Raw genomic sequence first — 26,161 nt, forward strand, 5'->3', positions numbered from 1 at the left:
ACAGGTTATGCCGGGAGGCAACCGGGCGCGGCGATAAACCACCGCGCCGCGGGAGGATTAGGGCAGCACTTTCGCAGAGAGGATAACAACCGGTTTAGTCGGCACATTCTGGTATGGGCCGACGTTATGGGTCTGGACCTGGGAGATCTTATCCGCAACGTCCATGCCTTTGACTACCTTGCCAAACACCGCATAGCCAAAATCGCGCTGGCCATGGTCGAGGAAGGCGTTATCCGCCACGTTGATGAAGAACTGGCTGGTGGCGCTATCCTGATCGGCGGTACGCGCCATCGCGATGGTGCCGCGGGTGTTGCGCAGGCCGTTGTCTGCTTCATTCTTGATCGGCGGGTTAGGCTGTTTCTGCTGCATTTGCTCGTTAAAGCCGCCGCCCTGCACCATGAATCCCGGGATCACGCGGTGGAAGGTGGTGTTGTTGTAGAAGCCGCTGTTAACGTACTTCAGGAAGTTATCCACGGAAATCGGGGCTTTCTGGCTGTTTAACTCAAGCTCAATGTTACCTGCCGAGGTGGTCAGCAGCACATGCGGATCGCCCTTTGCCGCCATGGCCGGGGAGAAAGCTGAAATGGCGAAAACGGCAGCCATCGCCGCCAGTGTTGATTTGAGCATGGAAATTCCTTAACGGAGCAGAATAAAAGCGAGTGCCTTGATTCTAAAGAGCCTTTGCATCCTGGGCCAGCCTTTTACCAAATTTTACTTAGCTGTAATAATTGTAACCGCGCAAACGTTCTCCCTTGCGCCGAAAAAAGCGTGATGCAAGTCACATTAAAACATGCAAAAGATAACGTATTTCACAATAAACATTTAATTACATCACCTGAACGACTAAAATCTGTCCGCCCGGCGCAGCGTCAACGCGCTTTACCTTTCTATTCACAGGCCAGTCATGACTAACAGCAACCGTATTAAGCTCACATGGATCAGCTTCTTCTCCTACGCCCTGACCGGCGCGTTGGTGATCGTCACCGGGATGGTGATGGGTAACATTGCGGATTATTTCCATCTGCCCGTTTCCAGTATGAGCAACACCTTTACCTTTCTGAACGCCGGTATTCTGATCTCCATTTTCCTCAATGCCTGGCTGATGGAGATCGTGCCGCTGAAAACTCAGCTGCGTTTTGGCTTTATTTTAATGGTGCTGGCGGTGGCCGGCCTGATGCTCAGCCACAGCCTGGCGCTGTTCTCCGCGTCGATGTTCGTTCTCGGCCTGGTCAGCGGGATCACCATGTCGATCGGGACCTTCCTGATCACCCATATGTATGAAGGCCGTCAGCGCGGGGCGCGTCTGCTGTTTACCGACTCCTTCTTTAGCATGGCGGGAATGATTTTTCCGATGGTCGCCGCGGTCCTGCTGGCGCGCAGCATCGAGTGGTACTGGGTCTACGCCTGTATCGGTCTGGTGTATGTCGCTATTTTCGTCCTGACATTCGGCTGTGACTTCCCGGTGCTCGGCAAAAAAGCGCAGAGCGAAAACAGCCAGCCGGTGGTGAAAGAGAAGTGGGGCATCGGCGTGCTGTTCCTCTCCGTCGCGGCGCTGTGCTACATCCTCGGTCAGCTGGGCTTTATCTCCTGGGTACCGGAATATGCCAAGAGCCTGGGCATGAGCCTCGGCGATGCCGGTAAACTGGTGAGCGATTTCTGGATGTCCTACATGATCGGCATGTGGTCATTCAGCTTTATCCTGCGCTTCTTCGACCTGCAGCGCATCTTAACCGTCCTCGCCGGCCTCGCGACGGTGCTGATGTACCTGTTTATAAATGGTTCGCCGGAGCATATGCCGTGGTTTATTCTGACCCTGGGCTTCTTCTCCAGCGCCATCTACACCTCGATCATTACGCTCGGTTCGCAGCAAACTAAAGTCGCTTCACCAAAGCTGGTGAACTTTATCCTCACCTGCGGCACCATCGGCACCATGCTGACTTTCGTGGTCACCGGCCCGATTGTGGCTGCCAGCGGTCCGCTGGCAGCGCTGCACACCGCTAACGGCCTCTACGCCGTGGTGTTCGTGATGTGCTTTATCCTCGGCTTCGTCTCCCGTCACCGCCAGAACAACGCGCAGGCGGCGTCTCACTAAGCCTTCGGCCCCTTTGCGTCCGCAAGGGGGCTGTTCCTCATAAAAGAGAGCGCCTCGCCACCGCGGTCGGTCTGGATCCAGGTTTGCGCCAGCTGGGTAATCGCGATCACCCTTCCCTGGCGAATTGACCAGCGCACCGGCACCTGGCAGCGTACCGCCTCAAAGCCATTCTCCGCCGGGAGGATGATCAGGTTAGCCGGGTTGCCGCTGACGATGCCGTAATCGGTCAGGCCAAACGTGCGGGCGCTGTTGTCAGTGATAAGCTGCAGGCCGTCGTTAATCTGCTGGTAGCCCATCAGCTGGCAAACGTGCAGCCCCATATGCAGGACCTGCAGCATATTACCGGTCCCCAGCGGGTACCACGGGTCAAAGACATCATCATGACCAAAGCAAACGTTGATCCCCGCCGCCATCAGCTCCTTCACCCGGGTAATGCCCCGTCGCTTCGGGTAGTCGTCAAACCGGCCCTGCAGATGAATATTGACCAGCGGATTGGCGACAAAGTTGATGCCGGAGAGCTTTAGCAGGCGGAACAGGCGCGAGGTATAGGCGCCATTATAGGAGTGCATGGCGGTGGTATGGCTGGCCGTCACCCGCGGCCCTATCCCCGCCTTCAGCGCCAGCGCGGCAACGGTTTCAACAAAGCGCGACTGTTCATCGTCAATTTCATCGCAGTGAATATCCAGCGGGCGGTCATATTTCTGCGCCAGTCGAAAGGCGATATGCAGCGATTCCACCCCATATTCACGGGTGAACTCAAAGTGCGGGATCGCCCCGACGACATCCGCCCCCAGCTTCAGGGCCTCTTCCAGCAGCGCCTCGCCGTTGGGGTAAGAGAGGATCCCCTCCTGCGGAAAAGCGACAATCTGCAGCTCGACCCATGGCGCCACCTCCTTTTTGACCTCCAGCATCGCCTTCAGCGCCGTCAACGTTGGATCGGAGACATCGACATGGGTACGGACAAACTGCACGCCATTGGCGATCTGCCACTTGAGGGTTTTCCACGCCCGGGCTTTAACGTCCTCATGGCTGAGCAGCGCTTTCCGCTCCGCCCAGCGCTCAATCCCCTCGAACAGGGTGCCGGACTGGTTCCAGTTCGGCTCACCGGCCGTCTGGGTGGTATCCAGATGGATATGCGGCTCAATAAAAGGCGGGATCGCCAGACCGCCGCGAGCGTTCAGTACCTCGTAGCTTTCGTCCCGCGCCTCCCCCATCGGTGTGATCTCGCCAAAGCGGCCCTTATCTATCGCTATCTGCCACAGGCCGTCGCGGTCTGCCAGGCGTACGTTCTGAATCAACCAAAGCGGCGCTGCTGTCATATCACCCTCTCTATTCAATACGGCTTGTTTTCTACTCAACCCCAATCGCGACCCACCCAATTCTTGTACACAAAATCGGCAAAAAGGAAAAGCCAGCGTTTTCCACAACTTAGAAAATTACAGACAAATCAATTATATACCCATTAAGTGGTAGGTGAAGTTGTCATTGATTTGCATCAATAAGCCTGATGGCTGAATCGTTAAGGTAGGCGGTAATAGAAAAGAAATCGAGGCAAAAATGAGCAAAGTCAGAATCGCTATTATCGGTAACGGCATGGTCGGCCATCGCTTTATCGAAGAGCTTCTCGATAAGGCGCCTGCCGGACAGTTCGACATTACCGTGTTCTGTGAAGAACCGCGTATCGCCTACGACCGTGTCCACCTGTCGTCTTATTTCTCCCACCATACCGCAGAAGAGCTGTCGCTGGTCCGCGAAGGTTTCTATGAGAAACACGGCGTCAAGGTGCTGGTCGGCGAACGGGCCATCACCATCAACCGCCAGGAGAAAGTGATCCACTCCAGCGCCGGGCGCACGGTGTTCTACGACAAGCTGATTATGGCGACCGGCTCATACCCATGGATCCCGCCGATTAAAGGCGCGGAAACTCAGGATTGCTTCGTCTATCGCACCATTGAAGATCTTAACGCCATTGAATCCTGCGCCCGTCGCAGCAAACGCGGCGCGGTGGTCGGCGGCGGCCTGCTCGGCCTGGAAGCCGCAGGCGCCCTGAAAAACCTCGGTGTCGAAACCCATGTTATCGAATTCGCGCCGATGCTGATGGCCGAGCAGCTCGACCAGATGGGCGGCGAGCAGCTGCGGCGCAAAATTGAAAGCATGGGCGTGAAAGTTCACACCAGCAAAAACACCAAAGAGATCGTTCAGCAGGGTACCGAGGCGCGCAAAACCATGCGCTTCGCCGACGGTAGCGAGCTGCAGGTCGATTTCATCGTCTTCTCTACCGGGATCCGCCCACGCGATAAACTGGCCACCCAGTGCGGACTGGCGGTTGCCCAGCGCGGCGGCATCATGGTCAACGATAGCTGCCAGACCTCCGACCCGGATATCTATGCCATCGGCGAATGCGCCAGCTGGAACAACCGCGTGTATGGCCTCGTCGCGCCGGGTTATAAAATGGCCCAGGTGGCCGTCGACCACCTCCTCGGCAGTGAAAACAGCTTCACCGGCGCCGACCTCAGCGCCAAGCTGAAGCTGCTGGGTGTAGACGTGGGCGGTATCGGCGATGCCCACGGCCGCACGCCGGGCGCCCGCAGCTACGTCTATCTCGACGAAAGCAAAGAAGTTTATAAGCGTCTGATCGTCAGCGCCGATAACAAAACCCTGCTCGGCGCGGTGCTGGTCGGCGACACCAGCGACTACGGCAACCTGCTGCAGCTGGTGCTGAACGCCATCGAGTTGCCGGAGAATCCGGATTCGCTGATCCTCCCGGCCCACGCCGGCAGCGGCAAGCCGTCGATCGGCGTCGATAAACTGCCGGACAGCGCGCAAATCTGCTCCTGCTTCGACGTCAGCAAAGGCGACCTGATCGCCGCCATCAATAAAGGCTGCCATACCGTCGCGGCGCTGAAAGCGGAAACCAAGGCCGGTACCGGCTGCGGCGGCTGTATCCCGTTGGTCACCCAGGTGCTCAACGCCGAGCTGGCGAAACAGGGTATCGAGGTCAACAACAACCTGTGCGAACATTTCGCTTACTCCCGCCAGGAGCTGTTCCACCTGATCCGCGTGGAAGGCATCAAAACCTTCGACGAACTGCTGGCCAAACACGGCCAGGGCTACGGCTGTGAAGTGTGTAAACCGACCGTCGGCTCCCTGCTGGCCTCCTGCTGGAATGAGTACATCCTCAAGCCTCAGCACACGCCGCTGCAGGACACCAACGACAACTTCCTCGCCAACATCCAGAAAGATGGCACCTACTCGGTCATTCCGCGCTCCGCGGGCGGCGAAATCACGCCGGAAGGGCTGGTCGCCGTGGGCCGTATCGCTCGTGAATTCAATCTGTACACCAAAATCACCGGTTCCCAGCGCATCGGCCTGTTTGGCGCGCAGAAAGACGACCTGCCGGAGATCTGGCGGCAGCTGATTGAAGCGGGCTTCGAAACCGGCCACGCCTACGCCAAAGCGCTGCGGATGGCGAAAACCTGCGTCGGCAGCACCTGGTGCCGCTACGGGGTCGGCGACAGCGTCGGCTTCGGCGTCGAACTGGAAAATCGCTACAAAGGCATCCGTACGCCGCACAAAATGAAGTTCGGCGTCTCCGGCTGTACCCGCGAATGTGCGGAAGCCCAGGGCAAAGACGTCGGGATCATCGCCACCGAGAAAGGCTGGAACCTGTACGTGTGCGGTAACGGCGGGATGAAGCCGCGCCACGCCGATCTGCTGGCCGCGGACCTCGATCGCGAGACGCTGATTAAGTATCTCGACCGCTTTATGATGTTCTACATCCGCACCGCCGATAAGCTGACCCGCACCGCGCCGTGGCTGGACAACATGGAAGGCGGGATCGACTATCTGCGCAGCGTCATCATCGATGACAAGCTCGGTCTGAACGACCATCTGGAAGAGGAGCTGGCTCGCCTGCGCGCCGCCTTCGCCTGCGAGTGGACCGAGACCGTCAATAACCCGGCGGCGCAGACCCGCTTCAAACACTTTATCAACAGCGACCAGCGCGACCCGAACGTTCAGGTGGTGCCAGAACGTGACCAGCATCGCCCGGCCACGCCGTATGAGCGCATCCCGGTTACTCTGGTGGAGGAAAAAGCATGAGCCAGTGGGTAAACATCTGCAACATTGACGACATCCTGCCCGCCACCGGCGTCTGCGCCCTGCTCGGTCAGCAGCAGGTGGCGATCTTCCGTCCCTATCATGACGACAGGGTGTTCGCCATCAGCAACATTGATCCGTTCTTTAACGCCAGCGTACTGTCTCGCGGCATTATCGCCGAGCATGACGGCGCCCTGTGGGTTGCCAGCCCGCTGAAAAAACAACGTTTCCGCCTGAGCGACGGCCTGTGTATGGAAGATGCCAGCCATTCTATCGCCCGTTTCGACGCCCGGGTAAAAGACGGCCACGTTCAGCTTAAGGCGTGAGTCCCGCATCCTCCCCCCGGCCACGGGGGGAGATATAAGTAACACTTCTGACCGACAGCGCATGAGTGCGGGATATGTCGCATGTTTTGTATTACCTTTGCTGCTATTCTACGACCACTCATTTTCTACCCCTTATTTTTATGAGGTTATTCTGTGGATCACTTACCCATATTCTGCCAGTTGCGCCAGCGTGATTGTTTACTGGTTGGCGGCGGGGATGTCGCCGAACGCAAGGCCCGTCTGCTGCTGGATGCTGGCGCAAACGTCACGGTCAATGCGCTCGACTTTACCCCGCAGTTTCATGTGTGGGCCGATTCACAGATGCTAACCCTGGTGCAGGGGGAGTTTATCCCCTCGCTGCTGGACAACTGCTGGCTGGCCATCGCCGCTACCGATAATGAGACGGTGAACCAGCAGGTCAGCGACGCGGCCGAAGCGCGGCGTATCTTCTGTAACGTGGTGGATGCCCCGCGCCAGGCCAGCTTTATCATGCCGTCCATTATCGACCGCTCGCCGCTGATGGTCGCCGTCTCCTCGGGCGGGACATCCCCGGTGCTGGCGCGCCTGTTGCGCGAGAAGCTGGAGTCAGTCTTACCCCTGCATCTTGGCCAGCTGGCCCGCTACGCCGGCCATCTGCGCGCGCGCGTGAAGCAACAGTTTGCCACCGTAGGCGAACGCCGCCGCTTCTGGGAGAAGCTGTTCGTTAACGACCGGCTGGCGCAGTCGCTGGCCAATGACGATCGGCAGGCGGTGGCGGATACCACCGAGCAGCTGCTGACCGAGCCGTTAGAGCATCGCGGCGAGGTCGTCCTGGTTGGCGCCGGCCCAGGTGACGCCGGGCTGCTCACGCTTAAAGGCCTGCAGCAGATCCAGCAGGCCGACGTGGTGGTCTATGACCGGCTAGTCTCCGACGACATTATGAATCTGGTGCGCCGCGATGCCGACCGGGTGTTCGTCGGCAAGCGCTCAGGCTATCACTGCGTGCCGCAGGAGGAGATCAACCAGATCCTGCTGCGCGAAGCGCAAAAAGGAAGACGCGTGGTCCGGCTGAAAGGCGGCGATCCCTTTATCTTTGGCCGCGGCGGAGAGGAGCTGGAGACCCTCTGCGAGGCGGGGATCCCCTTCTCGGTTGTGCCCGGCATCACCGCCGCCTCCGGCTGCTCCGCCTACTCGGGGATCCCGTTGACCCATCGCGATTTCGCCCAGGGCGTCCGCCTGGTCACCGGCCATCTGAAAACCGGCGGCGAGCTGGACTGGGCGAACCTGGCGGTGGAGAAACAGACCCTGGTGTTCTACATGGGTCTGAACCAGGCGCCGGCGATCCGCGAGAAGCTTATCGCCCACGGCATGGCGGAAGATATGCCTGCCGCCATCGTCGAGAACGGCACCGCCGTGACGCAAAAAGTGGTCAGCGGCACCTTAGGACAGCTGGATATTCTGGCGCAGCAGATGGCCAGCCCGGCGCTGATCATTGTCGGCCGTGTGGTCGGTCTGCGGGATAAACTGAACTGGTTCTCGAACCACTAACCTTCGCCTGACGGTGTGAACGACAGGCATAAAAAAGGGCGGGATAATCCCGCCCTTTTTAGCTGTTGCGTCGCTTACGGCTTGGCGACAAAGCCAATCGCTTCGTATACCGCTTTCAGGGTTTGAGAAGCCCGCGCGCTGGCCTTTTCTGCGCCGTCCTTCATCACCTGATTGAGAAACGCTTCGTCGTTACGGAAACGGTGATAGCGCTCCTGCAGGTCAATCAGCATGCCCGATACCGCTTCGGCGACTTCGCCTTTCAGGTGGCCATACATTTTGCCTTCGAAATGCTGCTCCAGCTCAGGAATGGTTTTCCCGGTGACCGCGGAGAGGATATCCAGCAGGTTGGAGACGCCCGCTTTCTCTTTCAGGTCGTAGCGCACCACCGGCGGCTCGTCGGAGTCGGTGACCGCACGTTTGATCTTCTTGACCACCGATTTCGGGTCTTCCAGCAGGCCGATGACGTTGTTACGGTTGTCGTCGGACTTGGACATCTTTTTCGTCGGCTCCAGCAGCGACATCACGCGCGCGCCGGATTTAGGGATAAACGGCTCAGGCACTTTAAAAATATCGCCGTAGATGGCGTTAAAACGCTGGGCGATATCGCGGCTCAGTTCAAGGTGCTGTTTCTGATCTTCGCCCACCGGAACCTGGTTGGTCTGGTACAGCAGAATGTCAGCGGCCATCAGTACTGGATAATCAAACAGACCGGCGTTGATGTTCTCCGCGTAGCGCGCGGACTTGTCTTTAAACTGGGTCATGCGGCTCAGTTCGCCGAAATAGGTGTAGCAGTTCAGCGCCCAGCCTAACTGGGCATGTTCCGGCACGTGAGACTGAACGAAAATAGTGCTTTTCTGCGGGTCGATGCCGCAGGCCAGATACAGCGCCAGGGTGTCCAGCGTCGCCTTACGCAGCTGCTGCGGATCCTGGCGCACGGTGATGGCGTGCTGGTCCACGATGCAATAGATGCAGTGGTAATCGTCCTGCATGTTTACCCACTGACGCAGCGCACCCATGTAGTTGCCAATGGTCAGTTCACCTGAGGGCTGTGCGCCACTAAAAACGATGGGCTTAGTCATGTTTCAATTCCTGAGTTTCACTGTGCGGTAACCCGAGAGCGGGTAAGAGTTCATTAAACTGGTCGAAGAGATAGTCCGGCTCGCTCAGCGCAAGCGGTTCGCCATAGTTATAGCCGTAGGTCAGGCCAACAGAGCAGCAGCCTGCCGCTTTGGCCGCCTGAATATCATTACGGGAATCGCCGACGAACAGCAGCGCCTCCGGCGTCAGGCCGAGCTTTTGCGCCACCAGCAGCAGCGGTTCCGGATGCGGCTTTTTGTTCTGTACGTCATCGCCGCCGATCACCACGGTAAAGTATTTCGCCATATCGAGCGCGTCCAGCAGCGGGGCGACGAACGGCGTCGGCTTATTGGTCACCAGCGCCAGCGGTAGGCCTTTGGCCTGCAGCGCGCCGAGCGTATCGGCCACTGCCGGAAACAGGAAACTGCCCTCTTCCGCCGCTTCGGCGTAATAGCGGTCAAACAGTTTACGCAAAATGCACAGCTGTTCCTCTTGTGGAATATCATGATCGTCGACGGAAGGCTTGCCCATCGCCGCACGTAGCGTTGCACGCTCCTGGCGAGCCCAGGTCAGCGCCCGCTCCATCAGAACATCGGCGCCGTTGCCGATCCAGGTCACGACGCGTTCTTCTCCCGCCACCGGCAGCTCCAGGGCGTAGAGGGCGTTATCAACGGCGGCGGTCAGACCCGGCGCGCTGTCCACCAGCGTGCCGTCGAGATCAAACGCGATGCCGCGGATCGCCTGTAATTTATCCATGACTCACCTTCGCTAATTCATTACGCATGTGATCAATGACTTTCTTGTAGTCCGGCTGGCCGAAGATCGCCGAACCGGCAACGAACATATCCGCACCCGCCGCGGCGATTTCGCCGATATTGCTCGCTTTCACTCCGCCATCCACTTCCAGGCGAATGTCGTAGCCGGACGCATCTATGCGCTGGCGCACTTCACGCAGTTTATCCAGCGTCTGCGGAATAAAGGACTGGCCGCCAAAGCCCGGGTTAACCGACATCAGCAGGATCACGTCCAGCTTATCCATCACGTAATCGAGATAGCTCAGCGGCGTCGCGGGGTTAAACACCAGGCCCGCTTTGCAGCCGTGCTCTTTGATAAGCTGCAGACTGCGGTCGACGTGTTCGGAGGCTTCCGGGTGGAAGGTGATGATGCTGGCGCCAGCTTCGGCAAAATCAGGAATGATGCGGTCGACCGGCTTCACCATCAGGTGGACGTCGATCGGCGCGGTAATACCGTAGTTACGCAGCGACTTCAGCACCATCGGGCCAATCGTCAGGTTCGGCACGTAGTGGTTGTCCATGACGTCGAAGTGCACGACATCCGCACCCGCCGCCAGCGCCTTCGCGGTATCCTCACCCAGACGGGCAAAATCAGCCGACAGAATCGAAGGGGCAATCAAATACTGCTTCATCCGCATCTCCTTGAAATTTATTTGGTCTTAGGCGGACGGTAGAGCGCTAAGAGCTCGTCCACCTTTTTACGCGTACCACCGTTGCTGCTGATGCTGCGCCGAACCTTCACAATATGCGTTTCTGCCGCGTTTTTATACCACTCCTGCGTCAACGGCGTGCGGTGGTTGGAAATCAGCACCGGGATCCGTTTCTTCATCAGCGATTCCGCCTTTTGCGCCAGCAGCACCTGTTGCTCCAGGTTGAAGCTGTTGGTGTGGTAGGCGGTAAAGTTCGCCGTCGCCGTCAACGGCGCATAGGGCGGATCGCAATACACCACCGTGCGGCTATCCGCACGCTGCATGCACTCTTCATAAGATTCGCAGTAAAACTCAGCGTTTTGCGCCTTGTCGGCAAAATGATAGAGCTCAGCCTCGGGGAAATAGGGCTTCTTATAGCGGCCAAACGGCACATTGAATTCGCCGCGCAAATTGTAGCGACACAGGCCGTTGTAGCCGTGACGGTTCAGATACAGGAACAGCACCGCGCGACGCAGCGGATCCTGGCTCTGGTTGAATTCATCACGGTACTGGTAGTAGCGCTCAGCGACGTTGTTTTCCGGGGTAAACATCTCGCGGGCGGCAGCGACATACTCGTCGGTGCGCAATTTGACGATGTTGTACAGGCCGATTAAATCACTGTTGATATCCGCGAGGATATAACGAGAAAAGTCGGTATTGAGAAATACCGACCCGGCGCCCACAAAGGGCTCGATTAAGCACTCACCTTCCGGCAAATGCTTTTTAATATCGTCAAGCAGGGGGTACTTCCCCCCTGCCCACTTTAGAAAAGCGCGATTCTTTTTCATGCTGCCTAACTAATTACACATTCTCCGGCTGTGGAGAAAGCTCCGACAGCATCCTGCGCTTAAGACTACCCCACGGCATTATTTCAGATCAGCCTGAACCTGATGCAGTGGTTTTGCCCATGGATTTTTCGCCTGCACGTCCGGCGGCAGCGAGGTGACCGCGCGTTTCGCTTCATCTTTCGATGAATAGATACCGCTCACCAGCACGTACCACGGTTGGCCGTTACGCGACGTTTCATAGACAACATATCTGTCCAGCTTCTCTTTCTTCGCCCAGTTATTCAGGTTTTCATAGTTAGAGGAGCTGCTGAGCTGCAGGGTATAGTTACCCGACGGCGCAGATTTCATCGAGCTGACGTCACCTGCCGTTTTACCGCTCTTCGCCGCCGGCGCTGCCGCGGCTGCCGTTGCGGCTGGCGCTGCGGTCGTCGCGGTCGTGGCTGGTTTGCTCTGCGCGGTGGCTGCCGGTTTACTTTCGCTGACGGTCGTTTTCGCCGGAGCGGTAGTGGCCGCGCTTTCAACATGCTTCGGCTGGACCGGTTTCGTTTCTACCGGCGCTTTCGCCACCGCCTGTGGTTTCGGCTGCGGCTTCGCTTCGATGACGGTGTGCTTACGCTCGGCCGGACGCGGCGTTGCCGCCGTCTGACGTTCGGTCGTCTGGCGCGGCGCCGCGGCGCCACTGCCGCCATTACGGATCGGCGCGACGGTTGCCGGTTCAGTTGGCAGCGTCGAGTTAGCTACGGCGCCGTCCAGCTGGCCCTGCTGCTGGGTCAGCGCGTTATTCAGATCGCCCTGAACTTCAACACGCTGCTGGCCCTGCGGTTCTGCCGCTGCCTGGCCCTGGGTCGGGTTCGCGGCAATAGGCGGTACCGTGACGTCCTGCTGTGTGGTGGTATTGGCGGCTGTCTGATCCTGGCCGGCAGCTGGCGTGCTGGCGGACTGGTCGTCAGACAGATTAATGCTCTTCTCGCCGGAAGCGGTCTGCTGGCTGGACGAAGATGGCGATTTCAGCGCGGAACCGATACCTACGATTAACAGCAACAGCACCAGAATCCCCACGCCCATCATGATGTACTGGCGGGAAGCGGGTTTCGCCGGCGCTTTTTTACGCTTACGCGGACGACGCTCTACAGGCTGCTCTTCGAGCATCTCCTCGTCTTCCGCATCCAGTTCTTCTTCGAACTCTTCCTCGTCACGCTCACGACGGGCCTTGCCGGCGCGCGTCGGACGGCCTTCATCGGCATCAAGATCGACATCGTCAAAATTGATCTGCGGATCGGCATCACGCTCGGAAGACTGACGGGAACGACCAGCACGACGATCGTTGCGATCGGCTTTCATATCGTCTTCTGGTTTGAAATCATCCATTTAACACCCCACTAAAAGGCTTATGCTCACGATTATTGCACATCACCCGAAATGATAACGCCGCGCGAACGCGGCCAGACCTTCTTATTGTTGCGCCTGCTGAGTATCAGCAATCGCGCCAAGAACCACATCATGCGGCACTCCGCCGCGCAGCTCGCTGCTTCCTATTGCGAGCGGGAGCACCAGCCGCATTTCGCCAGCCAGTACTTTCTTATCGCGCATCATATGGGGCAAATACGCCTGCGCACTCATTTCCTGCGGGCCGCGTACCGGTAAGCCTGCACGCTTGAGCAGATCGATAAGGCGCTGAGTATCCTGCGCGCGGAACTGCCCCAGCCGCTCGGACGTATGCGCCGCCATCACCATACCTGCCGCCACCGCTTCGCCGTGCAGCCAGTTACCGTAGCCCATTTCCGCCTCGATAGCATGGCCGAAGGTATGTCCAAGATTGAGTAAAGCACGTAACCCGGTTTCACGCTCGTCGGCAGCCACAACTTCCGCTTTCAGCTCACAGCAACGGCGAATGCAGTACGCCATGGCCTTTTCATCCAGCGCCAGCAGGGCATCAATGTTGTTTTCCAGCCAGCTGAAGAATGCGCCGTCGAGGATCACCCCATACTTGATGACCTCAGCCAGTCCGGAAGCGAGTTCGCGCTTCGGAAGCGTCTTCAGACAGTTAAGATCAACCACCACGGAAACCGGCTGCCAGAAGGCGCCAATCATGTTTTTGCCGAGAGGGTGGTTTACTGCGGTTTTGCCGCCGACCGACGAGTCGACCTGCGACAGCAAGGTGGTAGGGACCTGAATAAAACGCACGCCGCGCTGATAGCTTGCCGCGGCGAAACCGGTTAAATCACCGATAACACCGCCGCCGAGCGCCACCAGCGTGGTGTCGCGGCCATGGGGTTTTTGTAACAGCGCGGTAAATACGGTATCCATCACCGCCAGGCTTTTATACTGCTCGCCGTCGGGCAGGATCACGCTGTCAACGTTGACCCCTGCCTGCTCCAGCGCAGAGCGGACGGTATCCAGATAAAGCGGCGCCAGCGTTTCGTTGGTGACCAGCATAGCCTGGTCGCCCGACTTGAGTGGCAGGAAGGAAGCTGGATCGTTAAACAAACCAGCCGCGATGGTAATCGGGTAACTACGTTCCCCGAGGGTAACAGTAAGCCTCTCCATAACGCGACATCCACCTCAATGACTTTTACTCTGACGCACTTTTATTAAGCCAGAATCAGTTGCTTTCCAGCATATGAATAATCTGGTTCGCGACGACTTTCGCACTCTGATCGTCTGTGCGGATAGTCACATCGGCGATCTCTTCATACAGCGGGTTACGCTCGTCAGCCAGCGCTTCCAGTACTTCACGAGGCGGCGCATCGACTTGTAGCAAAGGACGCTTTTTATCGCGCTGCGTACGGGCCAACTGCTTCTCGATCGTTGTTTCCAGGTAGACCACCACGCCGCGGGCGGAGAGACGGTTACGCGTTTCACGGGATTTTACAGAGCCGCCGCCAGTCGCCAGCACAATCCCCTGTTTTTCCGTCAACTCATTGATAATTTTTTCTTCACGGTCGCGGAAGCCTTCTTCGCCTTCAACATCGAAGACCCAGCCCACATCAGCGCCAGTGCGTTTCTCAATCTCTTGATCAGAATCGTAAAATTCCATGTTGAGCTGTTGGGCTAACTGGCGCCCAATAGTGCTTTTGCCGGCACCCATAGGCCCAACCAGAAAGATATTGCGTTTCTCTGCCATTTTTTCGGTACTACTAAGACTATTCGTTAATGATAAACCCGCTTCGCAGACACCCAGCGCCGCAGGGCATGAACTGAAACCTCATATGCAATAGAGCGAGAGTCAGACTAAAAATTATCTCAATACTCCGGCTGGTTTGGCAACTGAATAAAATCGCCGGACAATAAAGGGAGGATTGATGTCGTACCCGACTCTCAAATCGGTACCCCTTGTATGCTAAATCCGTCCTCACGTCAAACACCTGAAACGTGTTTAGCATGAAAAACCTGCTTAACGTACTGCCAGAATCCGTGGCGTAATAAAGACAACCAGTTCACGGCGTTCATTATCTTTCCCGTCGCGGCGAAACAGACGCCCTAGCACCGGGATATCGCCAAGCAGCGGGACGCTGTCGCGGGCGGTTTTGTTTTTCTGCGAAAAGATGCCGCCCAATGCCAGGGTCTCGCCGCTGCGGACTTCCACCAAGGTCTCGATCTCCTGTTTATCAATGGCCAGCGCCTCGCCGTTATCCTGCTTCAGCACCTGGCCTGGCGTGTTCTCGCTTATTCGCAGCTTCAACCGCACTCTCCCCTTCTGCAGCACCGTCGGCGTCACCTCCATGCCCAGCACCGCCTCTTTAAACTCCACCGACGTGGCGCCGCTTTCACCGCTGGAGACCTGATAGGGGATCTCGCTCCCCTGCTTGATGCTGGCGGGCTGCATATGGGAGGCGAGCAAACGAGGACTGGCGATAATCTCGACCTGCTGCTTGCGCTCCAGCGCGGAAAGCTCCAGCTCAAGCAAGCGCCCGTTAATTTTGCCGATGTTAAAGCCTGCGCGGGTGCTGGCATCGTTGACCGACACATCGCTGCTTAGGGTGGTGATGTGCCCGGATCCCGGGGTGCTTTCAGCCTCCGCCAGCCGCCACTTCACCCCCAGTTCACGCAGGCTGGTTTCGCTCATCGACACGATATGGGCGGCCAGCTCCACCTGTCCGACCGGCAGATCCATCTCCTGCGCCCAGGCCTTCAGCGCCGGCAGATGCCGCGCATCATCGCGGATCAGCAGCCGATTGGTCCGCTTGTCCGCCATCAGGTTGCCCCGGGCGCTAAGCAACTTACCGCCGCTTTTAGCCAGCTCCTCGGCATCGGCATAGTGCAGCGTCACGCTCTCCGCCAGCAGCGGCAGGTTCTGCAGACGTTTCGCCTGTTCAGCTTCGCGCTGCGCCAGATTGGCTTTTTGCCAGGCCTGCGTATGCGCGTAGATGACCGTCCCCTGCTGTTGCAAAGAGAGGCCTGCGCTATCCGCCACTGCCCGCAGCGCCTGGGTCCAGGGGACCTTCTGCAGGCGCAGGGAGAGCGTGCCGCTGACGTCCGGTGCGACAACGAGGTTCTTATGGTTCATTTCGGCCAGGGCTTGCAGCACCTGGGCCACTGGCGCGTCGTCAACGACCAGCGAAACCGGCTTGTCATTTCGCGCGGCGACCACCGCCAGCGGTAGCAGCAGAAGCAGCAGGCTTATCCATCGCATCATCTTGTTTTCCTTCACGTTGCCAGCGCCACGCTGGCGGTTCACATCCCGGAGGCGTGACGATGTCCAGCTCGCCGGCCGTCAGCCGACTCACCCGCCAGCCCGTGGGCAATTGCTCATCCAGGCGTACCCGTCGCCACATGCCGCTTCCATCCTGCAAAAACCCCGTCCAGCCTGCGCCATCGCCGGCCGCGCCGCCATAGCGCCATTGCGACAGCTGCGCCGTGCGGCAAGGATCTTCAACCGGCAGGAAAGGATCGCGCCCGGCCGCCAGCAGCGACAGCGGCAACCACAGCAAAATCCAGCATTTACCGCCCATCTTCCGCCTCCAGCTGCAGCCGCATGCGCAGCGCCTGCCCCTCGCGCTCCAGCGAGAACGAACGCGGGTTCATCCCGCAGCGCGCCAGCCATGAGAACAGGGCGGGTACCGTCGGCCAGGAGAGAGTCAGCGCCATCTCACCGCCGCTCCCCTGCGGATGCCAGGCGATTAGCTTCGCGCCGGCGAGCGGAATGGCGATGGGCGAGAACGGCTGCTTGTCGATGCGTTCCCCGGAACTTTCACCGGCGGGGATGCGCAGCGCCATGATCCGCCGCCACTGCGTTTGCAGAGCGCCATCGCGGGACAGCGCCGCCAGCGGCTGGGGGGCATCGCGCCAGAGCGCCACGCCGCCCCCCATCAGCCCCATCGCGAGCAGGATCAACAGCCCCGCCCGGGTGCGCCGGGTGTTAATCCGCATCGGTGCGCGCTCCCGACAGGGTAAAACTGAACCGCCAGCGCCCCTCGGCGTCGCGCTGCGTTCCGCCGGCTTTAGCCGGCGCGAATCCCGCGACGCTGGCCAGAGCAGCCTCCACCCGGGCCAGCGCCTGCAGGTTGAGGGCCAGACCATCCAGCGTCAGGCGCGCCCCCTGGTACTCCAGCCGCGTCAGCCATGCCTGAGCGGGCAGGCCTGCCGCGAGCGCCATTAGTCTGGGTTGCCAGGCGGCGATCGTCGATCTGCGCTGGCGCTGCTCGCGCTGGCGTTGATGCTGCTGCCATGCCTCGCGCATCGCCTGTTCGCGCTGTTTGAGCGAGGCGAGCAACGCTGCGTCGGCTGTCGTGTGGATCCTCGCCAGGGCGTCGCGCTGTAGACCCGCTGTTCGCCCCGCCTGCAGGGTCGTTCCCACCAGCAGCACGATACCGGTGGCTAACAACAGGGCGTAGCGCAGGCGCTGGCGGCGACGCAGGTCACGCCAGGGGAGAAGATTAACGACATGCGTCATGGCGCCCGCCTCCCAGCGCCAGCCCAAGGGCAATGGCGTAGCGATCGCCGTCGGCTGGCAGCGGAGGCTGCCGGCGGTGAACCACCTGCCAGACATCAAAACGACTGGCCTCGTCGCCCGCATCAGCACACAGGCGCAGAGGAACCTGAAGTTGCCCCGCCAGCTGGCTTAAGGACCCTATCGCATCGCAGGCGTCACAGCCCCAGGCCTCCTGGGTCGCCCATAGCCAGTACTTTTCATCCCGCCACGCCAGGCCTTGCTCTGCTGCCGTCACCCAGGGGAAAAAGGCGCCGAGCGCGCTGGCATCCGGTACGATGGCCGCCACCCGCAGCCGCAGCCGCCCTGCCAGCTCCCGCAGAACATTGATATCCAGCCGCTGCGCCGCCGTCACCTGCCAGCCGTCATCCCGCGAAGTGGGCGCATAATCAATACATAGAGAGGAGGCGGGCATCGCCAGCTGCTGGGTCATGGCGCTGGCAATCCACGTCGCCTGTTCCCGCTCTCGCAGGGCGAACTGGGGATAAGGCAGGCGTTTTTGCAGCGTGCGAGCCGCGGGAAAGGCGATACTGATCTGATGCTGCACCGGTAGCTCCCGCCGCCAGGCGGCCAGCCGTGAGCCGAGGGCGCTAACGTCCTCCACCATCCCCTGCCGCACCAGACCTGGCGGCAGCGGAATGCGCCACCAGCGGCGCAGTGCCCAGCGTGAGCGCTCATGCAGTAGCGCGACAATGGCAATGCTATCCTGTTGGATATGCATTCCGATCCGCCAGTTTCTGAAAGCCATGCTTACGATCTCCTTATCCGGCAAAACTGTCCGGCTATATCAATGCACCTGGCTTGCCTTTATACTACCGCGCGTTTGTTTATAAACTGCCCAAATAAAACTAAATGGGAAAACACCGGTGAAGTTCGTAAAGTATCTATTGATCCTTGCAGTCTGTTGCGTACTGCTGGGAGCAGGCTCGATTTTTGGCCTCTACAAATACATAGAGCCGCAACTCCCCGACGTCGCAACCCTGAAGGATGTGCGTTTGCAGATCCCGATGCAGGTCTATAGCGCCGACGGTGAGCTTATTGCGCAGTACGGCGAAAAGCGCCGTATCCCTGTAACGTTGCAGCAAATTCCCCCCGAGCTGGTGAAAGCGTTTATCGCCACCGAAGACAGTCGTTTCTATGAGCATCACGGCGTCGATCCGGTGGGTATTTTCCGCGCCGCCAGCGTGGCGATGTTCTCAGGCCACGCCTCGCAGGGCGCCAGCACCATCACCCAGCAGTTAGCGCGTAACTTCTTCCTCAGCCCCGAGAAGACGTTGATGCGTAAGATTAAAGAGGCCTTTCTGGCCATCCGCATCGAGCAGCTGCTGAACAAAGATGAAATCCTTGAGCTGTATCTGAACAAGATTTACCTCGGCTACCGCGCCTATGGCGTCGGCGCCGCGGCGCAGGTCTATTTTGGCAAACCTATCGACCAGCTGACCCTCAGCGAAATGGCGGTGATTGCCGGTCTGCCGAAAGCCCCGTCCACCTTTAACCCGCTCTATTCGATGGATCGCGCCACAGCCCGTCGCAACGTGGTGCTGTCGCGTATGCTGAGCGAGGGGTACATCACCCAGGCGCAATACGATGAAGCGCGCAGCGAACCCATCGACGCCAGCTACCACGCGCCGAAAATCGCCTTCTCAGCGCCTTATCTGAGCGAAATGGTGCGCCAGGAGATGGTGAATCGCTATGGCGAGCAGGCCTATGAAGATGGCTACCGGGTGTACACCACGATTACCCGCAAAAACCAGCAGGCGGCCCAGCAGGCGGTCCGCAATAACGTGCTGGATTACGATATGCGTCACGGCTACCGCGGCCCGGCCAGCGTGCTGTGGAAGGTCGGCGAAACGCCGTGGGAGGCGAAAAAGATCGTCGACGCCCTGAAGCGCCAGCCTGGCTTAGGCCCGCTTTCTCCTGCGGTGGTCACCTCCGCGACTGCCCAGGAGGCCGTCGCGCTGTTGGCTAACGGCGACTCCGTTTCACTGACGATGGACGGCGTGCGCTGGGCTCGTCGCTTTATCTCCGATACGCAGCAGGGAGCGACTCCGCGTAAAGTCAACGACGTCGTGCAGGCCGGGCAGCAGATCTGGGTTCGCAAAGTGGGTGACAGCTGGTGGTTGTCGCAGGTCCCGGACGTCAACTCGGCGCTGGTCTCCATTAACCCGCAAAACGGCGCGATTATTGCCCTTGTCGGTGGGTTTGACTTTAACCAGAGCAAGTTTAACCGCGCCACCCAGGCGCTGCGCCAGGTCGGCTCCAACATCAAGCCGTTCCTCTACACCGCTGCGATGGATAAAGGCTTAACTCTGGCAAGCATGCTCAACGATGTGCCAATCTCGCGCTGGGACGCCGGGGCCGGCTCCGACTGGCGGCCGAAAAACTCGCCGCCGCAGTATGCCGGTCCGATTCGTTTACGCCAGGGCCTGGGGCAGTCGAAAAACGTGGTAATGGTGCGCGCCATGCGCGCCATGGGCGTTGACTATGCCGCCGAGTATCTGCAGCGCTTTGGTTTCCCGGCGCAAAACATTGTCCACACCGAATCGCTGGCGCTGGGCTCCGCCTCCTTTACGCCTCTGCAGGTCGCCCGCGGGTATTCGGTGATGGCCAACGGCGGCTTCCTGGTCAACCCGTTCTTTATCAGTAAGATTGAGAATGATCAGGGTGGGGTCCTCTTCGAGGAGCGCCCGAAAATCGCCTGCCCGCAGTGTGATTTACCGGTGATTTACGGCGATACGCCAAAATCCAATGTGCTGGAAAACAAAGATGTGGAAGATGTCGCCACCTCGACGGAACCGCAGAATGGCAACGTGCCGCCGCAGCCGCAGCTGGAGCAGGCCAATCAGTCACTGGTGGCGCAGAGCGGCGCCCAGGAATACGCGCCGCATGTGATCAATACCCCGCTGGCCTTCCTGATCAAGAGCGCGCTGAACAGCAACATCTTTGGCGAACCGGGCTGGATGGGAACCGGCTGGCGCGCCGGACGGGATCTGCAGCGGCATGATATCGGCGGCAAAACCGGAACCACCAACAGCTCGAAGGACGCCTGGTTCTCAGGCTACGGGCCGGGCGTGGTGACCTCGGTTTGGATCGGCTTTGACGATCATCGTCGCGATCTTGGCCGGACCACCGCATCAGGGGCGATTAAAGATCAGATCTCCGGCTACGAAGGCGGCGCCAAAAGCGCCCAGCCGGCCTGGGACAGCTTTATGAAGAGCGTGCTGGAAGGCGTTGCGGAAGAGCCGTTAACGCCGCCGCCGGGAATCGTCACGGTGAATATCGATCGCAGCACCGGTCAGCTGGCGAACGGGGGCAACAGCCGGGCGGAATACTTTATTGAGGGTACCCAGCCCACGCAGCAGGCGGTCCATGAGGTGGGCACCACCTTGACGGACGGCGGCGGTGAAACCCACGAGCTGTTCTGACAAAAAAAGCGCCTGCGGGCGCTTTTTTATTGCTGCTTAGCGTGAACGCTCGTTCAGAGTCTTCCCTGGGCCTGCAGCCATTCCCGCACTAAAAACAGCGCGCTGACGTTGCGGGCCTCGTTAAAATCTTCTTCATCCAGCAGCGACATCAGCTGCGTCAGCGGCCAGCGCACCTGCGGCAGCGGCTCGGGCTCATCGCCCGGCAGCGACTCCGGATAGAGATCTTCCGCCACCAGGATATTCATTTTGCTGGAGAAGTAAGAGGGAGCCATACTGAGCTTCTTCAGGAACGTCAGCTTATTGGCGCCGAAGCCAACCTCTTCTTTCAGCTCGCGATTGGCCGCTTCATCCACGGTTTCACCCGGATCAATCAGCCCTTTGGAGAAGCCCAGCTCGTAGGATTCCGTCCCGACGGCATACTCGCGAATCAAAATAATATGATCATCCACAATCGGCACAATCATTACCGCTTCGCGGGTGGAAGGCCGCATACGTTCATAAACGCGACGCACACCGTTGCTGAATTCCAGATCGACGCTTTCGACATTAAAGAGGCGCGAACGGGCGACAGTTTCAACATTGAGAATGGTGGGTTTTTGTAATGATTTGCTCATTGTCATCGGTCTATGCTGTGATTAAGCAGTCATTGTGCGATACGCAACACGCTTTCGGCAATCCAAATCGCCACTTATTTACAGAGTTGTAACCTTTTCCCTGCAAAGGTGAAAGTAATAAAGATAAAAAAGTCAATAGCTTGAATTCTGTTTGAGAATTTACCGATTTCTGCGCTTTAACGTTTTTGGTAAGCTTATACACTGCTGCATGACATATTCACTACCCTGCAAGCAGGTGCGCCGCTAACACTGCAGCTTGACGTTAGTCTTCACGTTCACCGACGATTTCGTAAGAAAAATATAACTATGATGGGATGGGCATGGGCACCTTTCTGATATTCCTTACAGCTCTGCTAATCTGCGTATTGCTCATTGGATGGTGGTATCGCACGCACGCCAGACGCCGCCGGCTCCCCCTACTGCACGCCTTTAGCGATGCCACCACGCGGCCGCTCCCTGCCGATGAGCGCCAGGCCATCGAAAAGTATCTTGCCGAACTGAGCCGCGCCCAGCAGGTGCCCGCGTCCGGCGCCACCAGCGCGCCCGTCGCTCTGGCGCTAAACGAACAGAGCGATACCGTCTATGGGTTGACGCGAGCCATCACCCGCTACGGGATCACCACCGACGCGCCGAATAAATGGCGCTATTTTCTCGATTCGGTGGAGGTACATCTGCCGCCGTTCTGGGAACAGCATATCAACGATGAAAACAGCGTTGAGCTGATCCCCACCGACAGCCTGCCGCTGGTTATCACCCTTAACGGTCATACCCTGAGCGACTATCGTCAGGAAGCGCAAAGCTACGCTCTGGAACGCGCCTCGGCCACCCAGGCCTCGATTCGCGGCGAAGAGAGCGAACAGGTAGAGCTGCGGCAGATCCGGCGGGAAAGCCCGGAAGAGCACGCCCTGAATCGCCCGGACGGTCTGCGGGAAGCGATCCTGATCGTCGCCTCTTTCCTGTTCTTTTATTTCAGCCTGATTGGGCCAGCCGTCTTTACCCCGTGGCTGGTAGCCGCCGGTTTGCTGCTGCTCGCCGCCGGCCTGTGGGGGATCTATGCCCCGCCGCGCCGCGCCGCGCTGCGCGAAATCCACTGCCTGCGCGGCGTCCCGAAGCGCTGGGGGCTGTTCGGCGAAAACGATCAGGAACATATCAATAATATCTCGCTGGGCATTATCGATCTCATCTATCCGCGCCACTGGCAGCCCTGGATCGCCCAGGACCTCGGACAGCAGACCGATATTGATATCTATCTCAACCGCCATGTGGCCCGTCAGGGACGCTACTTGTCGCTTCATGATGAAGTGAAAAATTTCCCGCTGCAGTACTGGCTGCGCAGCGCGATTATCGCCGCCGGCGCTCTTGTGGTGGTGATCATGCTATGGGCCAGCGTACCGCTGAATATGCCGTTTAAGTTCACCCTGTCGTGGCTGAAGGGGGCGCAGACGATTGAAGCCACGACCGTCAGCCAGCTGGAAAAGGCCCATGTGCGCATTGGCGATACGCTGCGCCTGACCGGTACCGGGATGTGCAACATCCGCACGCCGGGCAGTTGGACGGCCAAAGAGGATTCGCCGTTCCTGCCTTTCGATTGTTCGCAGATTGTGTGGAACGATGCCCCTCCTCTGCCGCTGCCGGAGTCTGACATTGTCAGCAAAGCGACCGCCCTGATGGAGTCCGTCCAGCGTCAGCTGCACCCGGAAACCGACGACGACTCCCGCGTCAGCCCGGCGCTGCGCTCCGCCATTCAAAAATCAGGCATGGTGCTGCTGGATGATTTCGGCGATATCGTTCAGAAAACCAACGATCTCTGTTCGGCTGCCGATGATTGCCTGCGCCTGAAGAACGCGCTGGTTAATCTCGGCAATACCCGTAACTGGGAGACGTTAACCAAGCGCGCGTCCGCCGGGAAACTGGATGGTGTGAACGTGCTCCTGCGACCAGTCAGCGCCGAGTCGCTGGAGAATCTGGTGACCACCTCAACCGCCCCCTTTGTAATGCGTGAAACCTCGCGAGCGGCGCAGGCGCTCAACAGCCCGGCCCCGGGCGGCTTCCTCATCGCCAGCGACGAGGGCAGCGTGCTGGTCAATCAGCCGTGGCCGGCGGTAAGCCTGTATGATTACCCGGCGCATGAGCAATGGGGCGAACTGCGGCGGCTGGCCGGTATGCTGATGCATACCCCCTTCCACGCCGAAGGGATCGTCACCAATCTGTTTACTGACGCCAACGGCACCCAGCATATCAACCTGCACCGCATTCCCGACCGCAGCGGCCTGTGGCGCTATCTGGGCATCACTCTTCTGCTGCTGTCGATGGTGGGATGCATGGCTTACCACGGCGTGCAGGCGCTGCGTCGTTATCAACGCCATCGCCAGCGTATGGAAGAAATTCAGAAATATTACGAAAGCTGCCTGAACCCGGTGCTGCTCCCCTCGTCTGACCCGCAAGATTAATTTCCCCGGCGGCAGGGTGTGATACCCTGTCGCCCATTTCCCGCTCGCTGGAGAGTCATCATGCATTTTGATATCGCCTGGCAGGAGGTCGATACCGTTCTGCTGGATATGGACGGCACGCTCCTGGATCTCGCTTTCGATAACTATTTCTGGCAAACGCTGGTGCCGGAAACCTGGGGGGCCGCCCGCGGCCTCAATCTGCAACAGGCGAAAGAGGCCATGCACCAGGAGTATCATGCCGTGCAGCATACGCTAAACTGGTACTGTCTGGATTACTGGAGCGAGCGCCTGGGTTTGGATATTTGTGCGATGACCAGCGAACAGGGTCCGCGCGCCACGCTGCGTGAGGATACCGTGCCGTTCCTTGATGCGCTCAAGGCCAGCGGTAAGCGACGTATTCTGTTGACCAATGCCCATCCCCACAATCTGGCGGTGAAACTCAAACACACCGGCCTGGATGCGCACCTTGATTTATTACTTTCCACCCACACATTTGGTTATCCGAAAGAGGATCAGCGTCTGTGGCGCGCCGTGGCGGAGGAAACCGGCCTTGAGGCGCATAAAACGCTGTTTGTCGACGACAGCGAGGCGATTCTGGATGCCGCGAGGGAGTTTGGCATTCGCTACTGCCTGGGCATTACCAATCCCGACTCCGGGCTGGCGGAAAAGCAGTATCTGCGCCATCCGGGGCTGAATGATTACCGACGACTGATCCCTTCGCTTACCCCGAAGGAGAGGCGATGAAAAAGAAGCCTGCCGAAACCGTCAGACTGGATAAATGGCTTTGGGCCGCCCGCTTTTACAAGACCCGCGCGCTGGCGCGGGAGATGATTGAAGGCGGCAAGGTGCATTACAACGGACAACGGAGCAAACCAGGGAAAATCGTCGAACTGGACGCCATGCTGACGCTGCGTCAGGGCAACGACGAGCGGACGGTGCGCATCGTCGGTATCACCGAGCAGCGCCGCCCGGCAAGCGAAGCCGTCACCCTGTATGAAGAGACGGCGGAGAGTATCGAGAAGCGTGAAAAAATGGCCCTGGCGCGCAAAATGAACGCCCTGACCATGCCGCACCCTGACAGACGTCCGGACAAGAAAGAGCGCCGCGACCTGATGAGATTTAAACACGGCGAGAGTGAGTAACTCGCGCCAGAAAGAGAGATGATTATGACTCAACACGATCAATTACATCGTTATCTGTTTGAAAACTATGCCGTGCGCGGCGAGCTGGTGACGGTGTCGGAAACCCTGGAACAGATTCTGGCGAATCACACTTATCCCCAGCCGGTGAAAACGGTGCTGGCGGAGCTGCTGGTCGCCACCAGTCTGCTGACTGCGACCCTGAAGTTTGCCGGCGACATTACCGTGCAGCTGCAGGGCGATGGGCCTTTACAGCTGGCGGTGATCAACGGCAATAACCAGCAGCAGCTGCGCGGCGTCGCGCGCGTGCAGGGCGAGATTGCGGACGATGCGGATCTGAAAGCGATGGTCGGCAACGGTTATCTGGTCATTACCATCTCCCCGGAAGAGGGTGAGCGCTATCAGGGCGTGGTCGGTCTGGAAGGCGATACGCTGGCCGCCTGCCTGGAAGATTACTTCCAGCGTTCAGAGCAGCTGCCGACGCGCCTTATCATCCGCACCGGCGAACATGAAGGCCAGCCGATGGCGGGCGGGATGCTGCTGCAGGTGATGCCGGCCCAGGATGCCCAGACTGCTGACTTTGAACACCTGGCGACGCTCACCGAGACCATCAAGGCGGAAGAGCTGTTCACCCTGCCGGCGAACGATGTGCTGTGGCGTCTGTACCATGAAGAAGAAGTCACGGTCTACGATCCGCAAAGCGTGGAGTTCAAGTGCACCTGCTCCCGCGAACGCTGCGCCGGCGCGCTGAAGACGCTGCCGGACGAAGAAATAGATAGCATCCTTGCCGACGAAGGCGAGATTGATATGCACTGCGACTACTGCGGTAACCACTATATCTTCAACGCCATGGACATCGCCGAGATCCGTAACAACGCCTCTCCGGCCGACCCGCAGGTCCATTAATCCTCACTTCTTCTTCAGGCGCCGGGCGGCGATGTGGTTTGTCGCCCGGTGCCTGACTTTTATTTATTCACGAGTTGAATCGATTCTCGCTGAAAGAGTTACGTAATTTTATTCCAGGAAAGCGATTACATTCACATTTCAGCAGTTTTTTTAATTACTTTTTAACCATTGAGAAACATCTAACCCCACCATCCGGCCATTTCCTGAGATAATCCACTTCACTTCGTGACAGGAGTCACCGTTTTTTTCGTCATTCTGCGGAATGTCGAGATACGTAAATCTATGAGCCTGGTCGCGGTCAATACCC

General features: G+C 58.8%; 24 protein-coding genes. 9 read left to right on the forward strand and 15 right to left on the reverse strand.

Features of this window, described 5'->3' with window-relative positions; all coding sequences use genetic code 11:
- Nucleotides 1-57 precede the first annotated feature (57 nt).
- Nucleotides 58-627, reverse strand: a complete 570-nt coding sequence (ppiA, locus tag ABLV04_RS13110; protein WP_002920238.1) for a peptidylprolyl isomerase A — start codon at nt 625-627, stop codon at nt 58-60.
- Nucleotides 628-904: 277 nt separating this feature from the next.
- Between ppiA and tsgA the strand changes: the two genes are divergently transcribed.
- On the forward strand, nt 905-2,092 hold the full coding sequence (gene tsgA / locus ABLV04_RS13115) for an MFS transporter TsgA (RefSeq protein ID WP_004202192.1): 1,188 nt from the start codon (nt 905-907) through the stop codon (nt 2,090-2,092).
- Here tsgA and ABLV04_RS13120 read toward each other — a convergent pair.
- Entirely contained in the window at nt 2,089-3,411 is a 1,323-nt protein-coding gene (locus tag ABLV04_RS13120) for a cytosine deaminase (protein WP_032454219.1), read from the reverse strand. The two genes, tsgA and ABLV04_RS13120, sit on opposite strands and share 4 nt — an antisense overlap.
- Nucleotides 3,412-3,649: 238 nt before the next feature.
- Between ABLV04_RS13120 and nirB the strand changes: the two genes are divergently transcribed.
- From nirB to cysG, 3 genes are all read left to right on the forward strand, one after another.
- Nucleotides 3,650-6,193 carry a nitrite reductase large subunit NirB gene (nirB, locus tag ABLV04_RS13125; RefSeq protein WP_050533985.1) on the forward strand — a complete coding sequence of 848 codons (2,544 nt, stop codon included), beginning with the start codon at nt 3,650-3,652 and terminating at the stop codon, nt 6,191-6,193.
- Complete coding sequence (gene nirD / locus ABLV04_RS13130; protein ID WP_023291187.1) at nt 6,190-6,516, forward strand: nitrite reductase small subunit NirD; 327 nt, start codon at nt 6,190-6,192, stop codon at nt 6,514-6,516. The genes nirB and nirD overlap by 4 nt, the downstream gene beginning before the upstream one ends.
- Nucleotides 6,517-6,669: 153 nt before the next feature.
- Nucleotides 6,670-8,043 carry a siroheme synthase CysG gene (gene cysG, locus ABLV04_RS13135; RefSeq protein ID WP_023291188.1) on the forward strand — a complete coding sequence of 458 codons (1,374 nt, stop codon included), beginning with the start codon at nt 6,670-6,672 and terminating at the stop codon, nt 8,041-8,043.
- A gap of 74 nt (nt 8,044-8,117) precedes the next feature.
- On the opposite strand, the gene trpS is transcribed toward cysG, so the two are convergent.
- The 12 genes from trpS to ABLV04_RS13195 form a co-directional block, all read right to left on the reverse strand.
- Nucleotides 8,118-9,122 carry a tryptophan--tRNA ligase gene (gene trpS, locus ABLV04_RS13140; protein WP_002920253.1) on the reverse strand — a complete coding sequence of 335 codons (1,005 nt, stop codon included), beginning with the start codon at nt 9,120-9,122 and terminating at the stop codon, nt 8,118-8,120.
- On the reverse strand, nt 9,115-9,876 hold the full coding sequence (gene gph / locus ABLV04_RS13145) for a phosphoglycolate phosphatase (protein WP_180266258.1): 762 nt from the start codon (nt 9,874-9,876) through the stop codon (nt 9,115-9,117). The genes trpS and gph overlap by 8 nt, the downstream gene beginning before the upstream one ends.
- Nucleotides 9,869-10,546: a ribulose-phosphate 3-epimerase gene (rpe, locus tag ABLV04_RS13150; protein ID WP_023291190.1), complete on the reverse strand. Its 678-nt coding sequence runs from the start codon at nt 10,544-10,546 to the stop codon at nt 9,869-9,871. The genes gph and rpe overlap by 8 nt, the downstream gene beginning before the upstream one ends.
- Before the next feature lie 17 nt (nt 10,547-10,563).
- On the reverse strand, nt 10,564-11,391 hold the full coding sequence (gene dam / locus ABLV04_RS13155; RefSeq protein ID WP_004202178.1) for an adenine-specific DNA-methyltransferase: 828 nt from the start codon (nt 11,389-11,391) through the stop codon (nt 10,564-10,566).
- Between the two features lie 78 nt (nt 11,392-11,469).
- Nucleotides 11,470-12,759 carry a cell division protein DamX gene (damX, locus tag ABLV04_RS13160; RefSeq protein WP_180266257.1) on the reverse strand — a complete coding sequence of 430 codons (1,290 nt, stop codon included), beginning with the start codon at nt 12,757-12,759 and terminating at the stop codon, nt 11,470-11,472.
- Between the two features lie 84 nt (nt 12,760-12,843).
- Nucleotides 12,844-13,938, reverse strand: a complete 1,095-nt coding sequence (gene aroB, locus ABLV04_RS13165) for a 3-dehydroquinate synthase (RefSeq protein WP_044524957.1) — start codon at nt 13,936-13,938, stop codon at nt 12,844-12,846.
- Between the two features lie 55 nt (nt 13,939-13,993).
- Nucleotides 13,994-14,515, reverse strand: coding sequence for a shikimate kinase AroK (gene aroK / locus ABLV04_RS13170; RefSeq protein ID WP_002920267.1), 522 nt, complete (start codon nt 14,513-14,515; stop codon nt 13,994-13,996).
- Nucleotides 14,516-14,785: 270 nt separating this feature from the next.
- Complete coding sequence (gene hofQ / locus ABLV04_RS13175) at nt 14,786-16,027, reverse strand: DNA uptake porin HofQ (RefSeq protein WP_064154975.1); 1,242 nt, start codon at nt 16,025-16,027, stop codon at nt 14,786-14,788.
- On the reverse strand, nt 15,963-16,343 hold the full coding sequence (locus ABLV04_RS13180) for a HofP DNA utilization family protein (protein ID WP_023291194.1): 381 nt from the start codon (nt 16,341-16,343) through the stop codon (nt 15,963-15,965). The genes hofQ and ABLV04_RS13180 overlap by 65 nt, the downstream gene beginning before the upstream one ends.
- Nucleotides 16,333-16,761, reverse strand: coding sequence for a hypothetical protein (locus tag ABLV04_RS13185; RefSeq protein ID WP_044524958.1), 429 nt, complete (start codon nt 16,759-16,761; stop codon nt 16,333-16,335). Before ABLV04_RS13185 ends, ABLV04_RS13180 begins: the two co-directional genes overlap by 11 nt.
- On the reverse strand, nt 16,751-17,284 hold the full coding sequence (locus ABLV04_RS13190; protein ID WP_048298487.1) for a PilN domain-containing protein: 534 nt from the start codon (nt 17,282-17,284) through the stop codon (nt 16,751-16,753). The genes ABLV04_RS13185 and ABLV04_RS13190 overlap by 11 nt, the downstream gene beginning before the upstream one ends.
- Nucleotides 17,268-18,068: a pilus assembly protein gene (locus tag ABLV04_RS13195; protein WP_180264113.1), complete on the reverse strand. Its 801-nt coding sequence runs from the start codon at nt 18,066-18,068 to the stop codon at nt 17,268-17,270. The genes ABLV04_RS13190 and ABLV04_RS13195 overlap by 17 nt, the downstream gene beginning before the upstream one ends.
- 118 nt (nt 18,069-18,186) lie before the next feature.
- Here ABLV04_RS13195 and mrcA point away from each other — a divergent pair, with 118 nt between their 5' ends.
- Entirely contained in the window at nt 18,187-20,745 is a 2,559-nt protein-coding gene (gene mrcA / locus ABLV04_RS13200; protein WP_101866328.1) for a peptidoglycan glycosyltransferase/peptidoglycan DD-transpeptidase MrcA, read from the forward strand.
- Between the two features lie 53 nt (nt 20,746-20,798).
- Here the strand turns inward: mrcA and nudE are convergent, their stop codons facing one another.
- Nucleotides 20,799-21,359 (reverse strand): ADP compounds hydrolase NudE, encoded by a 561-nt coding sequence (gene nudE, locus ABLV04_RS13205; RefSeq protein ID WP_032429005.1) that lies wholly within the window; start codon nt 21,357-21,359, stop codon nt 20,799-20,801.
- Between the two features lie 320 nt (nt 21,360-21,679).
- Between nudE and ABLV04_RS13210 the strand changes: the two genes are divergently transcribed.
- From ABLV04_RS13210 to hslO, 4 genes are read left to right on the forward strand one after another with little or no spacing between them, the layout of a single operon-like run.
- Nucleotides 21,680-23,809, forward strand: coding sequence for an intracellular growth attenuator family protein (locus ABLV04_RS13210; RefSeq protein WP_023291200.1), 2,130 nt, complete (start codon nt 21,680-21,682; stop codon nt 23,807-23,809).
- A 60-nt stretch (nt 23,810-23,869) separates the two neighbouring features.
- Entirely contained in the window at nt 23,870-24,553 is a 684-nt protein-coding gene (yrfG, locus tag ABLV04_RS13215; protein WP_004202162.1) for a GMP/IMP nucleotidase, read from the forward strand.
- Nucleotides 24,550-24,951, forward strand: coding sequence for a ribosome-associated heat shock protein Hsp15 (hslR, locus tag ABLV04_RS13220; RefSeq protein ID WP_180266256.1), 402 nt, complete (start codon nt 24,550-24,552; stop codon nt 24,949-24,951). Before yrfG ends, hslR begins: the two co-directional genes overlap by 4 nt.
- 18 nt (nt 24,952-24,969) lie before the next feature.
- Nucleotides 24,970-25,854 carry an Hsp33 family molecular chaperone HslO gene (gene hslO / locus ABLV04_RS13225; RefSeq protein WP_017899960.1) on the forward strand — a complete coding sequence of 295 codons (885 nt, stop codon included), beginning with the start codon at nt 24,970-24,972 and terminating at the stop codon, nt 25,852-25,854.
- The last annotated feature ends 307 nt before the right edge of the window (nt 25,855-26,161 follow it).

It is taken from the genome of Klebsiella sp. JN_Kp127, from assembly GCF_040062505.1.
Classification (GTDB): domain Bacteria; phylum Pseudomonadota; class Gammaproteobacteria; order Enterobacterales; family Enterobacteriaceae; genus Klebsiella; species Klebsiella quasipneumoniae.

What these genes read in the sequence shown, in the direction of transcription:
- tsgA (WP_004202192.1), top strand. Translation starts at nt 905, where the DNA reads ATGACTAACAGCAACCGTATTAAGCTCACATGGATCAGCTTCTTCTCC.
- nirD (WP_023291187.1), top strand. Translation starts at nt 6,190, where the DNA reads ATGAGCCAGTGGGTAAACATCTGCAACATTGACGACATCCTGCCCGCC.
- ABLV04_RS13190 (WP_048298487.1), bottom strand. Translation starts at nt 17,284, where the DNA reads ATGACGCATGTCGTTAATCTTCTCCCCTGGCGTGACCTGCGTCGCCGC.
- trpS (WP_002920253.1), bottom strand. Translation starts at nt 9,122, where the DNA reads ATGACTAAGCCCATCGTTTTTAGTGGCGCACAGCCCTCAGGTGAACTG.
- rpe (WP_023291190.1), bottom strand. Translation starts at nt 10,546, where the DNA reads ATGAAGCAGTATTTGATTGCCCCTTCGATTCTGTCGGCTGATTTTGCC.
- hslO (WP_017899960.1), top strand. Translation starts at nt 24,970, where the DNA reads ATGATTATGACTCAACACGATCAATTACATCGTTATCTGTTTGAAAAC.
- yrfG (WP_004202162.1), top strand. Translation starts at nt 23,870, where the DNA reads ATGCATTTTGATATCGCCTGGCAGGAGGTCGATACCGTTCTGCTGGAT.
- nudE (WP_032429005.1), bottom strand. Translation starts at nt 21,359, where the DNA reads ATGAGCAAATCATTACAAAAACCCACCATTCTCAATGTTGAAACTGTC.
- gph (WP_180266258.1), bottom strand. Translation starts at nt 9,876, where the DNA reads ATGGATAAATTACAGGCGATCCGCGGCATCGCGTTTGATCTCGACGGC.
- ABLV04_RS13120 (WP_032454219.1), bottom strand. Translation starts at nt 3,411, where the DNA reads ATGACAGCAGCGCCGCTTTGGTTGATTCAGAACGTACGCCTGGCAGAC.
- damX (WP_180266257.1), bottom strand. Translation starts at nt 12,759, where the DNA reads ATGGATGATTTCAAACCAGAAGACGATATGAAAGCCGATCGCAACGAT.
- aroK (WP_002920267.1), bottom strand. Translation starts at nt 14,515, where the DNA reads ATGGCAGAGAAACGCAATATCTTTCTGGTTGGGCCTATGGGTGCCGGC.
- hofQ (WP_064154975.1), bottom strand. Translation starts at nt 16,027, where the DNA reads ATGATGCGATGGATAAGCCTGCTGCTTCTGCTGCTACCGCTGGCGGTG.
- ABLV04_RS13195 (WP_180264113.1), bottom strand. Translation starts at nt 18,068, where the DNA reads ATGGCTTTCAGAAACTGGCGGATCGGAATGCATATCCAACAGGATAGC.
- ABLV04_RS13180 (WP_023291194.1), bottom strand. Translation starts at nt 16,343, where the DNA reads ATGGGCGGTAAATGCTGGATTTTGCTGTGGTTGCCGCTGTCGCTGCTG.
- ABLV04_RS13210 (WP_023291200.1), top strand. Translation starts at nt 21,680, where the DNA reads ATGGGCACCTTTCTGATATTCCTTACAGCTCTGCTAATCTGCGTATTG.
- ABLV04_RS13185 (WP_044524958.1), bottom strand. Translation starts at nt 16,761, where the DNA reads ATGCGGATTAACACCCGGCGCACCCGGGCGGGGCTGTTGATCCTGCTC.
- ppiA (WP_002920238.1), bottom strand. Translation starts at nt 627, where the DNA reads ATGCTCAAATCAACACTGGCGGCGATGGCTGCCGTTTTCGCCATTTCA.
- nirB (WP_050533985.1), top strand. Translation starts at nt 3,650, where the DNA reads ATGAGCAAAGTCAGAATCGCTATTATCGGTAACGGCATGGTCGGCCAT.
- hslR (WP_180266256.1), top strand. Translation starts at nt 24,550, where the DNA reads ATGAAAAAGAAGCCTGCCGAAACCGTCAGACTGGATAAATGGCTTTGG.
- aroB (WP_044524957.1), bottom strand. Translation starts at nt 13,938, where the DNA reads ATGGAGAGGCTTACTGTTACCCTCGGGGAACGTAGTTACCCGATTACC.
- dam (WP_004202178.1), bottom strand. Translation starts at nt 11,391, where the DNA reads ATGAAAAAGAATCGCGCTTTTCTAAAGTGGGCAGGGGGGAAGTACCCC.